This window comes from Streptomyces sp. ISL-43 (assembly GCF_018614195.1).
Lineage (GTDB): Bacteria > Actinomycetota > Actinomycetes > Streptomycetales > Streptomycetaceae > Streptomyces.
Map to the genome: position 1 here is coordinate 45,365 of NZ_JAGGOT010000046.1, position 15,580 is coordinate 60,944.

At 71.3% G+C, this 15,580-nt stretch carries 17 protein-coding genes and 1 pseudogene; 7 read left to right on the forward strand and 11 right to left on the reverse strand.

From position 1 onward, the window contains the following. The first annotated feature begins 41 nt into the window (after positions 1-41). Together J7F03_RS25960 and J7F03_RS25965 are read left to right on the forward strand one after the other, a co-directional pair. Positions 42-641, forward strand: a complete 600-nt coding sequence (locus J7F03_RS25960) for a TIGR03086 family metal-binding protein (RefSeq protein WP_214953510.1) — start codon at positions 42-44, stop codon at positions 639-641. Positions 642-802: 161 nt separating this feature from the next. Continuing rightward, positions 803-1,177, forward strand: coding sequence for a WhiB family transcriptional regulator (locus tag J7F03_RS25965; protein WP_374104390.1), 375 nt, complete (start codon positions 803-805; stop codon positions 1,175-1,177). 80 nt (positions 1,178-1,257) lie between these two features. On the opposite strand, the gene glpX is transcribed toward J7F03_RS25965, so the two are convergent. Further along, a complete protein-coding gene (gene glpX, locus J7F03_RS25970; RefSeq protein ID WP_214953512.1) occupies positions 1,258-2,289 on the reverse strand; it encodes a class II fructose-bisphosphatase in 1,032 nt (343 codons plus the stop codon). A 211-nt stretch (positions 2,290-2,500) separates the two neighbouring features. On the opposite strand from glpX, the gene J7F03_RS25975 reads away from it, so the two are divergent. Then, a complete protein-coding gene (locus J7F03_RS25975; RefSeq protein WP_251072499.1) occupies positions 2,501-3,025 on the forward strand; it encodes a DUF4245 domain-containing protein in 525 nt (174 codons plus the stop codon). A 99-nt stretch (positions 3,026-3,124) separates the two neighbouring features. On the opposite strand, the gene J7F03_RS25980 is transcribed toward J7F03_RS25975, so the two are convergent. The 4 genes from J7F03_RS25980 to J7F03_RS25995 all read right to left on the reverse strand — a co-directional run bounded on the left by J7F03_RS25980 (position 3,125) and on the right by J7F03_RS25995 (position 6,776). Further along, a complete protein-coding gene (locus J7F03_RS25980) occupies positions 3,125-3,715 on the reverse strand; it encodes a malonic semialdehyde reductase (RefSeq protein ID WP_214953516.1) in 591 nt (196 codons plus the stop codon). A gap of 94 nt (positions 3,716-3,809) precedes the next feature. Then, positions 3,810-4,046: an exodeoxyribonuclease VII small subunit gene (locus tag J7F03_RS25985; protein WP_214953518.1), complete on the reverse strand. Its 237-nt coding sequence runs from the start codon at positions 4,044-4,046 to the stop codon at positions 3,810-3,812. A 69-nt stretch (positions 4,047-4,115) separates the two neighbouring features. Beyond that, complete coding sequence (xseA, locus tag J7F03_RS25990; protein WP_214953520.1) at positions 4,116-5,354, reverse strand: exodeoxyribonuclease VII large subunit; 1,239 nt, start codon at positions 5,352-5,354, stop codon at positions 4,116-4,118. Positions 5,355-5,363: 9 nt separating this feature from the next. After that, positions 5,364-6,776 (reverse strand): APC family permease, encoded by a 1,413-nt coding sequence (locus J7F03_RS25995; RefSeq protein ID WP_214953522.1) that lies wholly within the window; start codon positions 6,774-6,776, stop codon positions 5,364-5,366. Positions 6,777-6,874: 98 nt separating this feature from the next. Between J7F03_RS25995 and J7F03_RS26000 the strand changes: the two genes are divergently transcribed. Both J7F03_RS26000 and ppgK read left to right on the forward strand, forming a co-directional pair. Next, on the forward strand, positions 6,875-7,879 hold the full coding sequence (locus J7F03_RS26000; RefSeq protein WP_214953524.1) for a 4-hydroxy-3-methylbut-2-enyl diphosphate reductase: 1,005 nt from the start codon (positions 6,875-6,877) through the stop codon (positions 7,877-7,879). A 49-nt stretch (positions 7,880-7,928) separates the two neighbouring features. Continuing rightward, positions 7,929-8,675 (forward strand): polyphosphate--glucose phosphotransferase, encoded by a 747-nt coding sequence (gene ppgK, locus J7F03_RS26005; RefSeq protein ID WP_214953526.1) that lies wholly within the window; start codon positions 7,929-7,931, stop codon positions 8,673-8,675. A gap of 49 nt (positions 8,676-8,724) precedes the next feature. On the opposite strand, the gene J7F03_RS26010 is transcribed toward ppgK, so the two are convergent. Next, positions 8,725-9,195: a DUF6542 domain-containing protein gene (locus J7F03_RS26010; RefSeq protein ID WP_374104391.1), complete on the reverse strand. Its 471-nt coding sequence runs from the start codon at positions 9,193-9,195 to the stop codon at positions 8,725-8,727. 169 nt (positions 9,196-9,364) lie between these two features. Here J7F03_RS26010 and ychF point away from each other — a divergent pair, with 169 nt between their 5' ends. Next, positions 9,365-10,453 carry a redox-regulated ATPase YchF gene (gene ychF / locus J7F03_RS26015; RefSeq protein ID WP_214953528.1) on the forward strand — a complete coding sequence of 363 codons (1,089 nt, stop codon included), beginning with the start codon at positions 9,365-9,367 and terminating at the stop codon, positions 10,451-10,453. A gap of 108 nt (positions 10,454-10,561) precedes the next feature. On the opposite strand, the gene J7F03_RS26020 is transcribed toward ychF, so the two are convergent. From J7F03_RS26020 to J7F03_RS26040, 5 genes are all read right to left on the reverse strand, one after another. Further along, positions 10,562-11,683, reverse strand: coding sequence for a site-specific integrase (locus tag J7F03_RS26020; RefSeq protein WP_214953529.1), 1,122 nt, complete (start codon positions 11,681-11,683; stop codon positions 10,562-10,564). A 22-nt stretch (positions 11,684-11,705) separates the two neighbouring features. After that, positions 11,706-12,227 (reverse strand): HAD domain-containing protein, encoded by a 522-nt coding sequence (locus J7F03_RS26025; protein WP_214953531.1) that lies wholly within the window; start codon positions 12,225-12,227, stop codon positions 11,706-11,708. A 14-nt stretch (positions 12,228-12,241) separates the two neighbouring features. Continuing rightward, a complete protein-coding gene (locus J7F03_RS26030; RefSeq protein ID WP_214953533.1) occupies positions 12,242-12,934 on the reverse strand; it encodes a bifunctional 2-polyprenyl-6-hydroxyphenol methylase/3-demethylubiquinol 3-O-methyltransferase UbiG in 693 nt (230 codons plus the stop codon). Then, a complete protein-coding gene (locus tag J7F03_RS26035; RefSeq protein WP_214953535.1) occupies positions 12,935-13,846 on the reverse strand; it encodes a phosphotransferase in 912 nt (303 codons plus the stop codon). It abuts the gene before it with no gap. 77 nt (positions 13,847-13,923) lie between these two features. Next, on the reverse strand, positions 13,924-14,673 hold the full coding sequence (locus J7F03_RS26040; RefSeq protein ID WP_214953537.1) for a hypothetical protein: 750 nt from the start codon (positions 14,671-14,673) through the stop codon (positions 13,924-13,926). Between the two features lie 201 nt (positions 14,674-14,874). Here J7F03_RS26040 and J7F03_RS26045 point away from each other — a divergent pair. After that, positions 14,875-15,559, forward strand: a pseudogene (locus tag J7F03_RS26045) (tetratricopeptide repeat protein); the annotation flags it as partial. Positions 15,560-15,580: the final 21 nt, after the last annotated feature.

Here is a 15,580-nt window from a genome sequence, read left to right on the forward strand (position 1 = left end):
ATCCGGCAGGTTGGCCGGAGGGCGCCCTTAAGGTCGGGCCCATGACCGCATCCGAGTGGGACCTGCTCGACCAGGCATACGCCGCGCTGCCCTCCGTCGTCGACGGCATACCGGACGACGGACGGCACAGGCCGACGCCGTGCGACCAGTGGAATGTCGGCCAAGTGCTCCAGCACGCGGCGGGCGACCAGCTCGCCTACGCGGCCCGCCTCACCGGCGGGCCCGGACCGGCCGAGGACCCCTTCGCCCCCACCGGCGCCCTGAGCGGCACCCCCGCCGAGCTGCTGGAGCCGGCCCTCGAAGCCGCCGCCGAGGCCTTCGCCGGGGTGGAGCCGGGCACGGCCGAGGTCGCCGTCCCGCTGCCCCCGTTCACCGTGCCCGCCGAGACCGCGGTCGCCGCCGCCGCCCTCGACGCAGCCGTCCACGCCTGGGACATCGCGGTCGCCACCGGCCAGATCTCCCCGCTGACCCCCGCCCTCGCCGCGGCCCTGCGCCCGGGCGCGCAGGTGCTCGCCGAGCCCCTGCGCGGCTTCGCCTACGCCCCGGCGCTCACGCCCGCGCCCGACCCGGAGGCCGACCCGGCAGGCTCGCTGCTCGCCTTCCTGGGCCGCCGCGCCGACTGGACGCCGCCCGTGGCGTGACGGCGCGGGGCGGCGCGGGGGGCGTGCGGGGGCCGTGCGGGGCGGCGTCACGTTTCGGTCGAACCGTCCGGATCGGCGGCACTCGGTGCATAGGGGCGCGCACAGCGGGTAGGGACAGGTGCATCGTCTCTCGCTCGCGTATACGTCGTCAGGAGTAGACCGTGCCGCATCCGCCGCGCCAGTCCCTGCAGGTAGCCGCCGTCCAGAGTCTTCAGGGGCGCCCGGCGGCGGCCGTGCCGAAGCCGCGGGTGCCGGCCAGGGAAGCGGACGGCCCATGGCACGCGGACGCGGTGTGCCGACGCGACGAGGCCGGGCTGTTCTTCGCTCCCTCCAAGGAGCCGACCGCCGCCCGGCTGTCCCGTGAGGAGGCCGCCAAGCGCGTCTGCGCCCGCTGCCCCGTCATGGTCGCCTGCAGGGAGCACGCGCTGCTCCAGCCGGAGCCCTACGGCGTCTGGGGCGGCCTCACGGCCGCCGAGCGCCGGGTGGTGCTGGCCCGGCGCCGCCGCCGGGCGGTCGAGCTGCGCGAAGCCTCGTAGGCCCGCACTTCCTCCTGGAAACACGGAAGGGGCGTCCCCGCCGCACGCGGGAACGCCCCTCTTTCCATGTGGACCGGTGCCTACTGGGCGCGGTCGAAGTCGATCGCGCTGTACGCGCGGAGCTTCGAGAGCCGGTGGGTCGAGTCGATCTGCCGGATCGTGCCCGACTTCGAGCGCATGACCAGCGAGGAGGTCGTCGCGGTCTCCGAGCGGTAGTGGACGCCGCGCAGCAGCTCGCCGTCCGTGATGCCGGTGGCGACGAAGAAGACGTTGTCGCCGGAGACCAGGTCGTTGGTGTGCAGGACCCGGTCCAGGTCGTGGCCCGCGTCGATCGCCTTCTGGCGCTCGGCGTCGTCCTTCGGCCACAGCTTGCCCTGGATGGTGCCGCCGAGGCACTTGATGGCGCACGCCGAGATGATGCCCTCGGGGGTGCCGCCGATGCCCAGGAGCAGGTCGACGCCCGTGCCCTCGCGCACCGCCATGACCGAGCCGGCGACGTCGCCGTCGGAGATGAACTTGATGCGGGCGCCGGTCTCGCGGATCTCCTTGACGATGCCCTCGTGGCGGGGGCGGTCGAGGATGACCACGGTGACGTCTTCCACGGCCATGTTCTTGGCCTTGGCGACGCGGCGGATGTTGACGGAGACCGGGGCGTTGATGTCGACGAAGTCGGCGGCCTCGGGACCGGTGACCAGCTTCTCCATGTAGAAGACCGCGGACGGGTCGAACATGGTGCCGCGGTCGGCGGCGGCCAGGACGGCGATGGCGTTCGGCATGCCCTTGGCGTTCAGGGTGGTGCCGTCGATCGGGTCCACGGCGATGTCGACCTCGGCACCGGTGCCGTCGCCGACCCGCTCGCCGTTGAAGAGCATCGGGGCTTCGTCCTTCTCGCCCTCGCCGATGACGACGACGCCGTTCATCGAGACGGTGGAGATCAGGGTCCGCATCGCGTTGACCGCGGCGCCGTCGGCGCCGAGCTTGTCGCCGCGCCCGACCCACCGGCCCGCGGCCATGGCGGCGGCCTCGGTGACCCGGACGAGTTCCAGGGCGAGGTTGCGGTCGGGGGCCTCCGGAGAGACTTCGAGCTGGGGCGGCAGGTTGTGCTCGGTCATCGGAGCGCACCTTTCTGTACGGCGACGGCCGGGAGTGAGGGTCCCTGGACTCTATCGGTACGTCGACAAATTGAGCAGACCGGGTCACGTATGAGCGGCATATCGGTCAGACGTTTGTCCTGAGCGGACATCTTGCGGGCCGCGGGGCACGCCACGCCGACCCCGGCGACGACCGCCGCGGGCGATGCGGGACGATGGTCCCGTGGCAGGTATGAGAGGCAAGCAGACGGTCCGGGACATGCTCCTATCGCTGGCGGTGCTCGGCCTCGTCGTGGGTGCGATCTACATCTTCATCCCACATGACGAGAAGGCCGACCCGACGAGAGTGGTCGACTACCGCGTCGAAACGCTCACGGCCCGGCGCGCGGCCCCGTACCCCCTGGCCGCCCCCGTCGGGCTGCCGGCCCAGTGGCGGGCGACCTCGGTCTCGTTCGAGCGGAAGAACGCCAACGGCTGGCACCTGGGCTTCCTGGACCCGAAGGACCAGTACGTGGCGGTCGAGCAGTCCTCGGACGCCTCGGCCGCCTACATCGGCAGGGTCACCCAGAAGGCGACGGCCACCGGGCAGACGCAGCAGGTCGGGGACCGGGCCTGGGAGCGCTGGGACGGAGAGAAGTACGACGCCCTCGTGCGGCAGGAACAGGGCCACGTCACGGTGGTGACCGGGACCGCCTCCTTCGAGGAGCTCGGGGCGATGGCCGCGGCGCTGGAGTTCAAGCAGGGCGCGCAGCAGTAGGCGCCGCGTACGTGAGGCGAGTACGCCAAAAGGCCGCGCGCCCCGGAATCCCGGGGCGCGCGGCCTTTTTCACGTACTACGGCACTGCCGAGGCGGGGCTCAGACGGTGGTGACGACCTGGTCGAACTCCAGGCGCGGGGAGCGCGGGAACCAGGCGTCCTCGCCCGGCTTGCCGATGTTGACGACCATCAGCGGGGTGTGGTCGTCGTCCAGGAACTCCTTCTGGAGGCCGGCGAAGTCCAGACCGGTCATCGGGCCGGCGGCCAGGCCGGCGGCGCGGACGCCCACGATGAAGTAGGCGGCCTGCAGGGAGGCGTTGACCAGCGCGGACTGCTCGCGGACCGGGCGCTCGGAGAAGAAGGCGTCCTTGGCCTGCGGGAAGTGCGGGAGCAGCTGCGGGAGCTCCTCGTGGAACTCGTTGTCCGCGGACAGGATGGCGACCAGCGGGGCGGCGGCGGTCTTGGCCTGGTTGCCCTCGGCCATGTGCTTCACCAGGCGCTCGCGGGCCTCGGGGGAGCGGACCAGGGTGATGCGCAGCGGCGTCTGGTTGAAGGCGGTCGGGCCGAACTTCACCAGGTCGTAGATGGCCTGGACCTGCTCCTCGGTCACCGGCTCGTCGGAGAACGTGTTGGCGGTGCGCGCATCACGGAAGAGGAGGTCCTGAGCGGCGGCGTCGAGAACGAGAGACATCGGAAAGCCTTCTTCTGTACGGGACTGAAGCGATGACTCGACACTACGACCAGATAGATGAAAGTTCAACTAAATCCCGAGGTGGTGACCGACGTCACTCCGCGCCGCCTTCCGGGCCGTCCTCCCCGGCCTCGCGCGCCGCGAGCGCCGAGTCCAGCCGTGCCCGGGCGCCCTCCAGCCAGTGCCGGCACACCTTCGCGAGCTCCTCCCCGCGCTCCCAGAGTGCGAGGGAGTCCTCCAGCGACGTGCCGCCGGCCTCCAGCTTGCGGACGACCTCGATCAGTTCGTCGCGCGCCTGCTCGTACCCCAGCGCCGTTTCGGTCCCGGCCATTCCCGATCCCACCTTCAATGTGTAGTGCAACGAATTTGTTGCGGCTGTGTGCCGTCGTCCCGCTCCGCGCTACGAGGGCTCCTCGGCGACCCGCACCGGCTCCTCGGCGACCCGCACCGCGAACTCGCCCTCCGCCACCCGCGCCCGCAGCACGTCGCCCGCCGCCACCTCCTGCGGTGAGCGCACCACGTGCCCGTCGGCCCGCTGCAGCACCGCGTACCCGCGCTCCAGCGTCGCCGCCGGGGACAGCGCCACCACCCGGGCGAGCGTGTGCGCCAGCTCCGAGTCGGCCCGGTCCAGCAGGTGCCCCAGCGTCCTGCGGCCGCGCGCCAGCAGCGCGTCCACCTCGGCCTCCCGGGTCTCCACCATCCGCTGGGGGTGGACGAAGACCGGCCGCGCGAGCGCGTGCGCGAGGCCCCGCTCCTCCCGGTCGACGAGGGCCCGCACGGCGCGCAGCCCCCGGCCCTGCAGCTGGCGTACCCGCTCCAGCTCCTCACCGACGTCCGGCACCACCTTCTTCGCCGCGTCCGTGGGCGTGGAGGCCCGCAGGTCCGCGACCAGGTCCAGCAGCGGGGAGTCCGGCTCGTGCCCGATCGCCGAGACCACGGGGGTGCGGGCCGCCGCCACCGTCCGTACGACCTCCTCGTCGGAGAAGGGCAGCAGGTCCTCCACGCTGCCGCCGCCGCGCGCCACGATGATCACGTCGACCCCGGGCAGCGCGTCGAGCTCCTTGACCGCCTGGATCACCTGGGGCACCGCGTGCACCCCCTGGACGGCGACGTTGCGGACCTCGAAGCGGACCGCCGGCCACCTGCGCCGCGCGTTCTCCAGCACGTCGCGCTCGGCCGCCGAGGCCCGGCCCACCACCAGCCCGATCAGCTGCGGCAGGAACGGCAGCGGCTTCTTGCGGTCCAGAGCGAAGAGCCCCTCGGAGGCGAGCGAGCGCTTGAGCTTCTCCAGCCGGGCGAGGAGCTCGCCGATGCCGACGGGCCGTATCTCGGTCGCCCGCAAGGACAGCTGCCCGCGCGGGGCGTACCACTCGGGCTTGGCGAGTACGACGACGCGCGCGCCCTCCGTCACGGAGTCCGCGACCTCGTCGAAGACCTGGCGGAAGCAGGTCACGCTCAGAGAGATGTCGTGCGAGGGATCGCGCAGCGTGAGGAAGACCACCCCCGCTCCCGGCCGCCGCGAGAGCTGCGTGATCTGCCCTTCCACCCACACCTGGCCGAGCTTGTCGATCCAGCCCCCGATGAGCCGGGACACCTGACCGACCGGCAGCGGCGCGTCAGCCGACGTATTCAGACCCATGCACGCAGGCTAACCGCCGGAACTGACACCGGCGTCGGGCCCGGACCCCTGATCGTCCGCGCGTCGCCCGCGCTGGGCCACCAGCACCCCCAGGCCCGCCACCAGCCACACCGCCCCCACCAGCTGCGCCGTCCACGAGGCCTCGACGATCACCGCGATCGTCACGGCGGCGCCCAGGACCGGGACCACCAGGTGCTTGAACCACTGCGGGGCGCCGTCGCGCCGCTTGACCACGAACCAGCCGACCACCGAGGCGTGCAGCAGTGTGAAGGCCGTCAGCGCCCCGATGTCGACCACCGAGACCAGGTGGTCCAGGCCGTCGTCGCGCCGGGCCGCCCACACCGCGGCGATCAGCGTGACCGTCGCCGCCAAGAGCAGGGCGGGGCGCGGCGTGCCGTGCGAGGTCCGGGCGAGCCCGCGCGGCAGCCGCCCCTCGCGGGCCATCGCGAAGAGCAGCCGGCCGGCCGCCGCCTGCCCGGCCAGCGCCGCGAAGGCGGCCCCGATCGCCTTGCTGACGGCGACCAGGTCGTGCAGCCAGTGGCCTACGGAAGCCTCCACCGTGTTGTAGAAGGCCGGCCCCTGCTTCGCCGGGTCGGCCGCCAGCTCCGCCGACGAGACGGGCGTGAGCAGGGCCGCCAGGTAGGTCTGGGCGGTGAACAGCACCCCGGTCAGCGCCAGGCAGAACAGCACCGCCCGGGCCACCTTCGCGCTGCCGCCCGTCACCTCCTCGGCGAAGGAGGCGATGGCGTCGAAGCCCAGGTAGGACAGGACCGCGACCGAGACGGCGCCGAGCACGGCGGCCGCCGAGAAGCCGAGCGAGCCGTCGCCGGTGAGCGGGGACAGCCAGCCGCGCTGCGGCCCGTCCTGGACCAGCACGGTCACCGCGGCGACCAGGAAGACCAGCAGGACCACGATCTCCATGGCCAGCACGGCGAAACCCACGCGCGCGGCGGCCCGTACGCCCCACAGGTTGAGCAGGGTGGTCACGACCACGGCCAGCGCCGTCCACACCCACCGGGAGACCTCCGGGACCAGGGCGTTCATGGCGATCCCGGAGAAGAGGTAGGCGACCGCCGGGATCAGCAGGTAGTCGAGCATCGCCATCCAGCCGGCGATCAGGCCGGGGCCCTCGCCCAGGCCCTTGCGGGCGTAGGTGAAGACGGAGCCCGCCTGCGGGGCGACGCGCACCATCTGCGCGTAGGAGAAGGCCGTGAAGGCCATCGCCACCGTCGCGACGAGGTAGACGAGGGCGACGGCGCCGTGCGACTTGGCGTCGAGGGTCCCGAAGACGCCGACCGGGGCCATGGGGGCGATGAAGAGCAGCCCGTAGACGACGAGATCCCGGAATCCGAGGCTCCGCCGCAATCCCGCGCCGGGCGTCGTCTGCGTACCCGGTGGGCCGGGCGTCGTACTGGAATCCATCGCGGACACCATCGTTCCTCCGGGGTAAGGCCGGTACGGACGTTCGGCCCAGTCTGTGCCGAACGGGCGACGTCCGGCCTCCTGAAGACCCCCGTACGATGGAGCGCATGACTGCTGCCGCCCCCGCTCCCGCATCCCGCCGCGTCCTGCTCGCCGCCCCGCGCGGCTACTGCGCGGGCGTGGACCGAGCCGTGATCGCTGTCGAGAAGGCCCTCGAGCAGTACGGTGCGCCGGTCTACGTCCGACACGAGATCGTGCACAACAAGTACGTCGTCCAGACCCTGGAGAAGAAGGGCGCCATCTTCGTCGAGCGGACGGAGGAGGTGCCCGAGGGCTCCATCGTGATGTTCTCCGCGCACGGCGTGGCCCCCGTGGTGCACGAGGAGGCGGCGCGCGGCAAGCTCGCGACGATCGACGCGACCTGCCCGCTGGTCACCAAGGTGCACAAGGAAGCCATCCGCTACGCGAACGAGGACTTCGACATCCTCCTCATCGGCCACGAGGGCCACGAGGAGGTCATCGGCACCTCCGGCGAGGCCCCGGACCACATCACCATCGTGGACGGCCCCGAGGATGTGGCGAACGTACAGGTCAGGGACGAGTCGAAGGTCGTCTGGCTGTCGCAGACCACGCTCTCGGTCGACGAGACGATGGAGACGGTCGACGCGCTGAAGACCAAGTTCCCGCTGCTCCTCTCTCCGCCCAGCGACGACATCTGCTACGCCACCTCGAACCGCCAGGAGGCGGTCAAGGTGATGGGCGCGGACTCCGACCTGGTCATCGTCGTCGGCTCCAAGAACTCCTCGAACTCCATCCGGCTGGTCGAGGTCGCCCTCGACGCGGGCGCGCGGGCCGCTTACCTCGTCGACTTCGCGACCGAGATCGACGAGGCCTGGCTCGAAGGCGTCACCACCGTCGGCCTGACCTCGGGCGCCTCGGTGCCCGAGGTGCTCGTCGAGCAGGTGCTGGAGTGGCTCGCCGAGCGCGGCTACGCGGACGTGGAGCTGGTCAAGACGGCCGAGGAATCGATCGTCTTCTCCCTGCCGAAGGAGCTGCGCCGCGACCTGCGCGCCGAGGCCGCGGAGCTCGCCGCGGGGAAGTAGGCCCGTTCGGGGCAGGGCGGGCCGCCGCGTCATTTCGTACGGTGTGTCCATGCAGATCTTCGGCGTGGACATCGGCGGTTCCGGGATCAAGGGCGCTCCCGTGGACCTGGACCGTGGCGACCTGGCGCAGGAGCGCCACAAAGTACTGACACCGCAGCCGGCCACCCCCGACGGGGTGGCCGGCCGCGTCGTCGAGGTGGTGCGCCACTTCGACTGGGACGGCCCGCTGGGGGTGACCTTCCCCGGCGTGGTCACGGGCGGGGTGACCCGGTCGGCGGCCAACATGGACAAGGCCTGGGTCGGCGTCGACACGGCGGAGCTGCTGTCCTCCCGGCTGGGCGGCCGGCCCGTCACGGTCCTCAACGACGCGGACGCGGCGGGGGTCGCGGAGATGGCCTACGGGGCGGGGCGCGGGGTCGGCGGAACCGTCATCCTGCTCACGCTGGGCACCGGGATCGGCAGCGCGCTCTTCACCGACGGACGGCTGGTGGCCAACACCGAGCTGGGCCACCTGGAGCTCAAGGGCCACGACGCGGAGACGCGGGCCTCGGTGAAGGCGAAGGAGGACGGGGAGCTGACCTGGGAGCGCTGGGCGCACCGGGTGGGGAAGTACCTGGCGCACGTGGAGATGCTGTTCTCGCCGGACCTGTTCATCATCGGGGGCGGCGTGAGCCGCAAGCCGGAGAAGTTCCTGCCGCTGATCGAGGGCGTCCGGGCGCGGATCGTACCGGCGGAGCTGCGCAACAACGCGGGGATCGTGGGAGCGGCGATGGCGGCGATGGCGGCGTCGGCGTAGGGGCGCCGTGCGCGGGGCCGGCGCAGGGGTGGGTGCGGGCGGGGCCGGCTCAGGCGACGCGGCGGGGCATGCGCCGCCTGCCGATGAGCACGGCCTTGCGCACGATCACGATCAGGGCCGCGACGAGCGTCCCGGCGTACAGCCAGCCGGCGTGCAGGGACAGCGCGGAGACCAGCCCCATCACCTCGCCCGCGAAGCCCCCGGAGCCGCCCGACACGGGCCACACCCCGGCGGCGAAGGCGATCGGGGCGGTGATCGGCGCGGTGATCAGGTCGGCGGGCCGCACCCACAGGGCGGTGGCGGCCGCGACGGGCAGGAAGAGCAGCCCGTAGACGAAGAGCGAGGCGTCGAAGAGCAGCCAGACGATCCCGCCGACCAGGAACATCGCGGCGCACGCGAAGAGGCCGCCGCCGAGTCCGGTCAGCCGGGGCCGCGGCAGCCGGCGTACCGGCGCCCGTCCGGGGGTCGCGCCTGACCCGCCGGACGCGGCGGCCGCCGGGGCCATGGGGGCCCGCTCCACTGGGTGACGTACCGTACGCGCCTTGTATCGCTCCACCCCCCAAAACTAGGCGGGGGGCCGCCGATCGCGTGCCCGGACACGCGTACATCCGTGCCCCCTCATCGGAAAGTAAACTGTCCGATGGCCCACTCCCGGGCCGCCGCCCCCTCCAGCTACGGGAAGTCCCAACGTGTCGCTCACGATCGGAATCGTCGGCCTGCCGAATGTCGGCAAGTCGACCCTGTTCAACGCCCTGACCAAGAACGACGTGCTGGCGGCCAACTACCCGTTCGCCACGATCGAGCCGAACGTAGGCGTCGTCGGCGTCCCGGACGCGCGCCTGGCCGTCCTGGCCGGCATCTTCGGCTCGCAGAAGATCCTCCCGGCGACGGTCGACTTCGTCGACATCGCGGGCATCGTGCGCGGTGCGTCGGAGGGTGAGGGCCTCGGCAACAAGTTCCTCGCGAACATCCGCGAGTCGGACGCCATCTGCCAGGTAATCCGCGCCTTCAAGGACGAGAACGTCGTCCACGTCGACGGCAAGGTCTCGCCGAAGGACGACATCGAGACGATCAACACCGAGCTGATCCTCGCGGACCTGCAGTCCATCGAGAAGGCGGTGCCGCGCCTGACGAAGGAGTCCCGCCTCCAGAAGGAGAAGGTCGCGGTCCTCGCTGCCGTCGAGAAGGCCCAGAAGATCCTCGAAGAGGGCACGACCCTCTTCTCCGCCGGCATCAGCAAGGGCACGGAGCAGGGCGACCTCCTCCAGGAGCTCCACCTCCTCACGGTCAAGCCCTTCCTCTACGTCTTCAACGTGGACGAGGACGAGCTGACGGACGAGGCCTTCAAGGCCGAGCAGAGCGCGCTGGTGGCCCCGGCCGAGGCGATCTTCCTGAACGCCAAGCTGGAGGCGGAGCTCATCGAGCTCGACGACGACGAGGCCCTCGAACTCCTCCAGTCGGTCGGCCAGGAAGAGCCCGGCATGGCCACCCTCGGCCGCGTAGGCTTCGCGACCCTGGGCCTGCAGACCTACCTGACGGCCGGCCCGAAGGAAACCCGCGCCTGGACCATCAAGAAGGGCGCCACCGCCCCCGAGGCCGCCGGCGTGATCCACACCGACTTCCAGCGCGGCTTCATCAAGGCCGAGGTCATCTCCTTCGAGGACCTGGTCGCATGCGGCTCGGTCACCGAGGCCCGCGCGAAGGGCAAGGCCCGCATGGAGGGCAAGGACTACATCATGCAGGACGGCGACGTGGTCGAGTTCCGCTTCAACGTCTAATACGTTCGACGAAAGGCCGTCTGACCTGCGGCGGAGCGGGTTGGGCGGCCTTTGCTGTCCGCACAGAGTCCGCAGCGTGCTGACTTCGGTCCGCGCGCGGGGGAGCGGCTACGCCGCTTCGTCGACCTGTGGCGGCTGGGCATCGGCGGACTGGTCCGCGTACGCCTTGTCGACGGCGGCCCGGGTCCGCTCCTCGGAGTCGGGCCACAGGTGGGTGTAGATGTTCAGCGTCATGGCCGCATTGGTGTGGCCGAGGCGCTCGGAGACGGTCTTCACCGACTCGCCGTGCTTGATCAGCAGGCTGGCGTAGTGGTGCCGGAGGGAGTGGGGTCCGGTGCCCTTCGCGATGCCGGCCTTGGCACAGGCGGGCCGCCACGCCCCGTCCATGAAGTGCGTGTAGACCACGGGGCCGCCCTGCGGCGCCGTGAAGATCCAGCTCTCGGGCCCATCGGCGGGGAAGTCCCGCAGGTGGGCCTTCATGGCGTCCACCGCCACGCGGGGGAGCGGAACCGTGCGGTGTGAGCGCGCGGTCTTCGGCGGTCCGACGTACACGCCGTGCTTCGCCGTCTGCTGGATCTGCTGCTCGACGGAGACGGTCGCCTGTCGGACGTCGATGTGCCGGCGCTGGAGGCCGAAGAGTTCGCCCGGGCGGAGCCCGGTGGCGGCGCCCAGCATTACCAGGCCCTTGTAGCGGGCCGGGATCTCCTCAGACAGCGTGCGGACCTGCTCGACCGCCAGGGGTACGACGCTCTTCCGGGGCACGGAAGACAGCTTCGCGTCGGTGCAGGGGTTATGGGGGATCATGCGGTCGCGGACCGCCGCGCGGAAGACCGCATTGACCGTGTTGAAGACGGTCCGTGACGTGCTTGCCGCGAGCTTGTGCGTGGTCGTCAGGCTGGTGATCCAGCTCTGTACGTCGCCGGGCTTGATGGCGCCCAGTGCCCGCTTCTCCCACACCGGGTACGCATAGCAGCGCAAGTGCTGGGCCACGGCCTTGGTCGTCGACGGCCGGTGCGGCTGGCTGGCCCGCCACTCCTCCGCGTACTCCGTGAAGGGCTTCCTCGCCGACCGAGGGTCGACGTACTGCCCGGTGACCACGCTGGTCGTGACCTCGTCGAGCCATCGCTGGGCGTCGATCTTGCGGTCGAAGTGGCGCGCGTGCTCCTTGCCGTCGAGGTCGCGGTAGCGGGCGCGCCATTTGCCATTGGGGCGCTTCTGGATGTTCGCCAAGTGGGTCCTCTTTCCTCGGGGGTTAGTGGTAGTAGCCGCCGCTCTCGGAGAGGTGGCTCGGCTGGAGACCTGTGTAAGGGTCCGGCTGGATGAGGAGGGTGAGGCAGCCGCGGGCCGTGCGTTCGGCAGCCCAAGCGTGGTCGAGGGCGGTGAAGTCGTCGTCGATCCAGACGACAGGTGCTCTGCCGAGCCAGGGGCCGACGTGGTCGCGCTTCCAGAGGTAGCCGTTGGGATGGCTGGTGGTGATCTGGGGGCGGGGGAGGTCGAGGTAGGGGAAGTCCGGCAGCCCCAGGAGCGGCCCGATGATCGTGGTGGCGTCCTTGCGCCAGCTCGTGCACCACACGGGGGTGACGAGGCCGGTGGCCAGGAAGCCGGTGAGCAGCGGGCCATGGCTGGGGTCGAGCCAGATGGGGACGGGGTCGTCGGGGTGCCGGCCAGTAGGCAGGACGGTATGGCGGACGTGAGTGGGCGGGGTGCTGCCGTCTGCTGCCGGGAACGGGATGAGGACGCCGTCGATGTCCAGGAGCAGGTAGGGCAGGGTCATAGGTGCCTCCGGGGTCAGCGTTTGCGGGCGGTGATCAGGAGGGTGGTGGGCCACGGGTCGCGGCGCGGATGCCGGAGCTCCATGGCGGCGGTGAGGCGCAGGCCGGTCCGGGCGAGGTGGGCAGCCCATCGGCGGGCGTCGAACTCCCAGCGGGCGAGGGGCAGCCGGGTGTGGTCGGGCATGGTGACGTAGTCCTCGCGGGGACGGTCGTCCACCGATGGATGTCTTCCGGCCCGCGCCGGGTGGGGTACGGAGAAGGCCAGGAGCCCGTTGGGCCCCAGCCTGCGGGAGATCGCGGCGAGCAGGAGCTCGGGTGCGACGAGGCCGACAGCTCCGAAGACGGAGTACACCGCGTCGAAACTCCGCCCGGTGGCTTGGAGATGGTGCAGGGCGTGGCCGGCGGCGAAGGTGGCAGCGTCGATGTGGCCGTAGTGGGAGCGGGCACGGCGAATTTGAAGGCCGACCAGGTCGACGCCGGTAACGCGGGCCTGGTGGTGCTTGGCGAGGTGGGCGACGTTGTGGCCGGGGCCGCATCCCAGTTCCAGGATGCGCTTGCCTTGCAGGTCGCGTCCGAGGATCTCCCCGCCGGGGCCGAGGCCCGGGTGGGTACTCCATTCCATCCGGGTCGGTGCGGTGAGCGCGTGGGCGGGGGCAGCGGCTATGCGCTGGGCCGCGTGGGCGTACCAGGGGGAGACCTGGGCGAGCACCTAGACCTCCAGGAGTTGGACCACGTCGCCCAGGTGGCGGCGGACGACGGGGATGTACGCGGGGTCCTGGGCCGGGTCGTTGATCCAGCGGATGGCTTGTTCCATGAACCACTCCACGGCCCACATGCGGTGCCAGCCCAGCGCCCAGGCCTCGGAGGCCAGGCCACCCCTTGCGGCGAGTGCGTCCTCGTGGCCGCCTGCGGTGACGTACTGCTCCAGGAAGACGCGCAGCCGCACGAGGCTCGGCGTGTCGGTGGTGCCGTGGTACGAGGCGAGGTCGATCAGGCCGGGGCCGGTGAAGGCGCGGGCGAAGTCGAGGAGGTGCCAGCCGTTCTCCCCGATGTGGACGCTCGTGGGGTGGAACTCGGAGTGGACCCAGCCGAACGGGTCGAGCGCCGCTCCCTGGACGCGGGCCTCGGCCGCCGCCGAGATCTGCCCCAGGGCGGTTTCGATGTCGTCGCAGTCCGTCCACCGGTCGGACTTCCGCAGCCGCTGGAGGTGATCGAGGGCCCGCCCCGGCAGGGCCGCGAGGGCCGCGCCGTCGAGGAGCGGCAGGCCGCTTGCCGGGCGTGCGGCGTGGAGCATCACGGCGGCGGCGACGCCGTCGAGGTCGTCGGCGTCCCGGACGGGGGTGCCGAGGTCGTCCATGAGCATCCCGAGCCACTTGTCCTGCATGGCGGTGGCATGGAGCTCGGGAACCGGAAGCCCTCGCTGGTGGGCCGCCCGCAGAGCCTGGGCCTCGCGGTCGAAGGGCTCCTTGGCGTACTTGAAGACGGCCGCGGTGCCGTCGGGGAAGGTGACGCGCTCGACGCCGGACATGCCCCAGACGCGGATCTCGGCACGTTCGGGGATGGGCTTGCGGGCGAGGGCACACAGGTCGTCCAGCAGGGCGGCGGTCTGGCTCTGGTCCATGGGGGTCTCCGGGGGCTGGTGGTGCTCCGGGGCGGGCGAGTCGGTCAGCCCGCCCCGGAGCCGTACGGGGGTTGGGTCTACTCAGCCGCGGTCACGCGGTGGGCGTAGACCTGCTCGATCCAGCCCGCCTTGAACTCGGCGAGGTCATTACGGAAGTTCGCCATCGAGGCACCGTAGGGCGCGACGACCCCGCCGGACTGGTTCGGCACGGACTGGCAGCCGTGCACGAGCCGGCCGCCGAGGGCGGCGTGGGCCTTGATGGCTTCGATCCGCCGGTGCTCGTTGAACCAGCCGCCGTGGTAGACCTCGTCCAGCATTCCGCCCGTCTCGTCGTCCAGGTCGAAGACGACGGAGGTGGCGGCGGGGAAGAACCAGCACGGGCCGACGTTGGAGATGTGGCCGTCCAGCTCGACCTTGTTGAGCGCCATCAGCGTGGCCGCCTCGCGCAGCATGCGCAGGTGGTCGGCGGTGATCTGCGGCAGGCCGAGGCCGGCCAGGTGCTCCTCGCGGAAGAGGTACGAGTAGACCCCGTACGCCGTCGCCAGCACGTGGGCCGCGTCGGAGGTGGACTCGCCGTGGTTCTTGATGAAGTCGAGCGCGAGCTGCTCGACCGCGCTCTCCGTCGTCTCGTCGACGTCGAGGAGCTGGGCCTTGACCAGCTCCCAGTCGGCGACGAGCCAGGTGTTGGACTCGAAGCGGAAGAAGTACTCGGCCGGGTCGATGGTGATGCGCCGGCCATCCACTTGGATGCCGGGCAGTCGGCTCCAGCGCGGGTCGAAGGCGTCGGGCAGCTCGACCGTGATGGTCGCGGTGTCGATGGTGGTCACCGTTTTCTCCGTCTCTGATCGTCCGGGTTCGGGCATAGGAATGCCCGAGCCCGTTGGGGCGTACGGAACTTGGGGGCCGCCCGGCCCGTGATGCCGTGAGTGGGGCGGCTGTCGATAAGTGAACCGCCCGCTACGCAGAGTGGGTACCGTGTGACCGGGCCCAAGCGGTATACACGGTTTACAGCTCCGGGACGGAGGAACGTGCCAGCGCCGACCGACCCCAACTCCCGCCTGCGCGAGACGATTCACGCTGCCGGATGCACGTATGAAGCTCTCGCGAGGGATGTCCGCCGCATCGCGGCCGAGAACGGCGAACTCCTCCAGACGAACAAAGTCGGCGATCTCCCACTGGGCCAACGGCACCCGCGCTCCCTCGGGCCAGGCAGGCCAGTACATCGCGGAGGCGCTCTCCCGCCGGCTGGGCCGCGTCGTCACACAAATGGAGATCGGCCTCCAGCACCCCGACACGGACCCACCGGCCGACGCCGACCCAGTTGCTGAGGTCACGGACCTTGGCCGCGCGGACGTGGAACGACGCCGCTTCCTCGCCATCGCCGCCTTCACCACAGCCGGCGTTGCCATGCCACTCGTGCACGACCACGAGGCCACTGCCCGCCTACTCCGTGCCCGCACCGGCCGCTCCACCATCGGCAGCGACGACATTGACGTCGTACGACAGATCACGGCGGCCTTCAGCGCCGCCGACGAACGCCTTGGCGGCGGCCACGGCCTGACCACCGTCACCGCCTACCTTGCCGACACCGCAGCCCCCATGCTCCGTGGACGCTTCCCGTCCGAAGCCTTACGCCGGGCCGCCTTCGGCGCCGTCGCAGAACTCGCCTACCTCGCGGGCTGGAAACACCACGACCTCGGCCACGAAGGAGCCGTTATCTATAGCTCTTAGGAC

Bases quoted from the DNA above. Each gene is read 5' to 3' on its own strand.
- J7F03_RS25960 (WP_214953510.1), top strand. From the start codon at position 42: ATGACCGCATCCGAGTGGGACCTGCTCGACCAGGCATACGCCGCGCTG.
- glpX (WP_214953512.1), bottom strand. From the start codon at position 2,289: ATGACCGAGCACAACCTGCCGCCCCAGCTCGAAGTCTCTCCGGAGGCC.
- J7F03_RS25975 (WP_251072499.1), top strand. From the start codon at position 2,501: ATGAGAGGCAAGCAGACGGTCCGGGACATGCTCCTATCGCTGGCGGTG.
- J7F03_RS25980 (WP_214953516.1), bottom strand. From the start codon at position 3,715: ATGTCTCTCGTTCTCGACGCCGCCGCTCAGGACCTCCTCTTCCGTGAT.
- J7F03_RS25985 (WP_214953518.1), bottom strand. From the start codon at position 4,046: ATGGCCGGGACCGAAACGGCGCTGGGGTACGAGCAGGCGCGCGACGAA.
- xseA (WP_214953520.1), bottom strand. From the start codon at position 5,354: ATGGGTCTGAATACGTCGGCTGACGCGCCGCTGCCGGTCGGTCAGGTG.
- J7F03_RS25995 (WP_214953522.1), bottom strand. From the start codon at position 6,776: ATGGATTCCAGTACGACGCCCGGCCCACCGGGTACGCAGACGACGCCC.
- J7F03_RS26000 (WP_214953524.1), top strand. From the start codon at position 6,875: ATGGAGCGCATGACTGCTGCCGCCCCCGCTCCCGCATCCCGCCGCGTC.
- ppgK (WP_214953526.1), top strand. From the start codon at position 7,929: ATGCAGATCTTCGGCGTGGACATCGGCGGTTCCGGGATCAAGGGCGCT.
- J7F03_RS26025 (WP_214953531.1), bottom strand. From the start codon at position 12,227: ATGACCCTGCCCTACCTGCTCCTGGACATCGACGGCGTCCTCATCCCG.
- J7F03_RS26035 (WP_214953535.1), bottom strand. From the start codon at position 13,846: ATGGACCAGAGCCAGACCGCCGCCCTGCTGGACGACCTGTGTGCCCTC.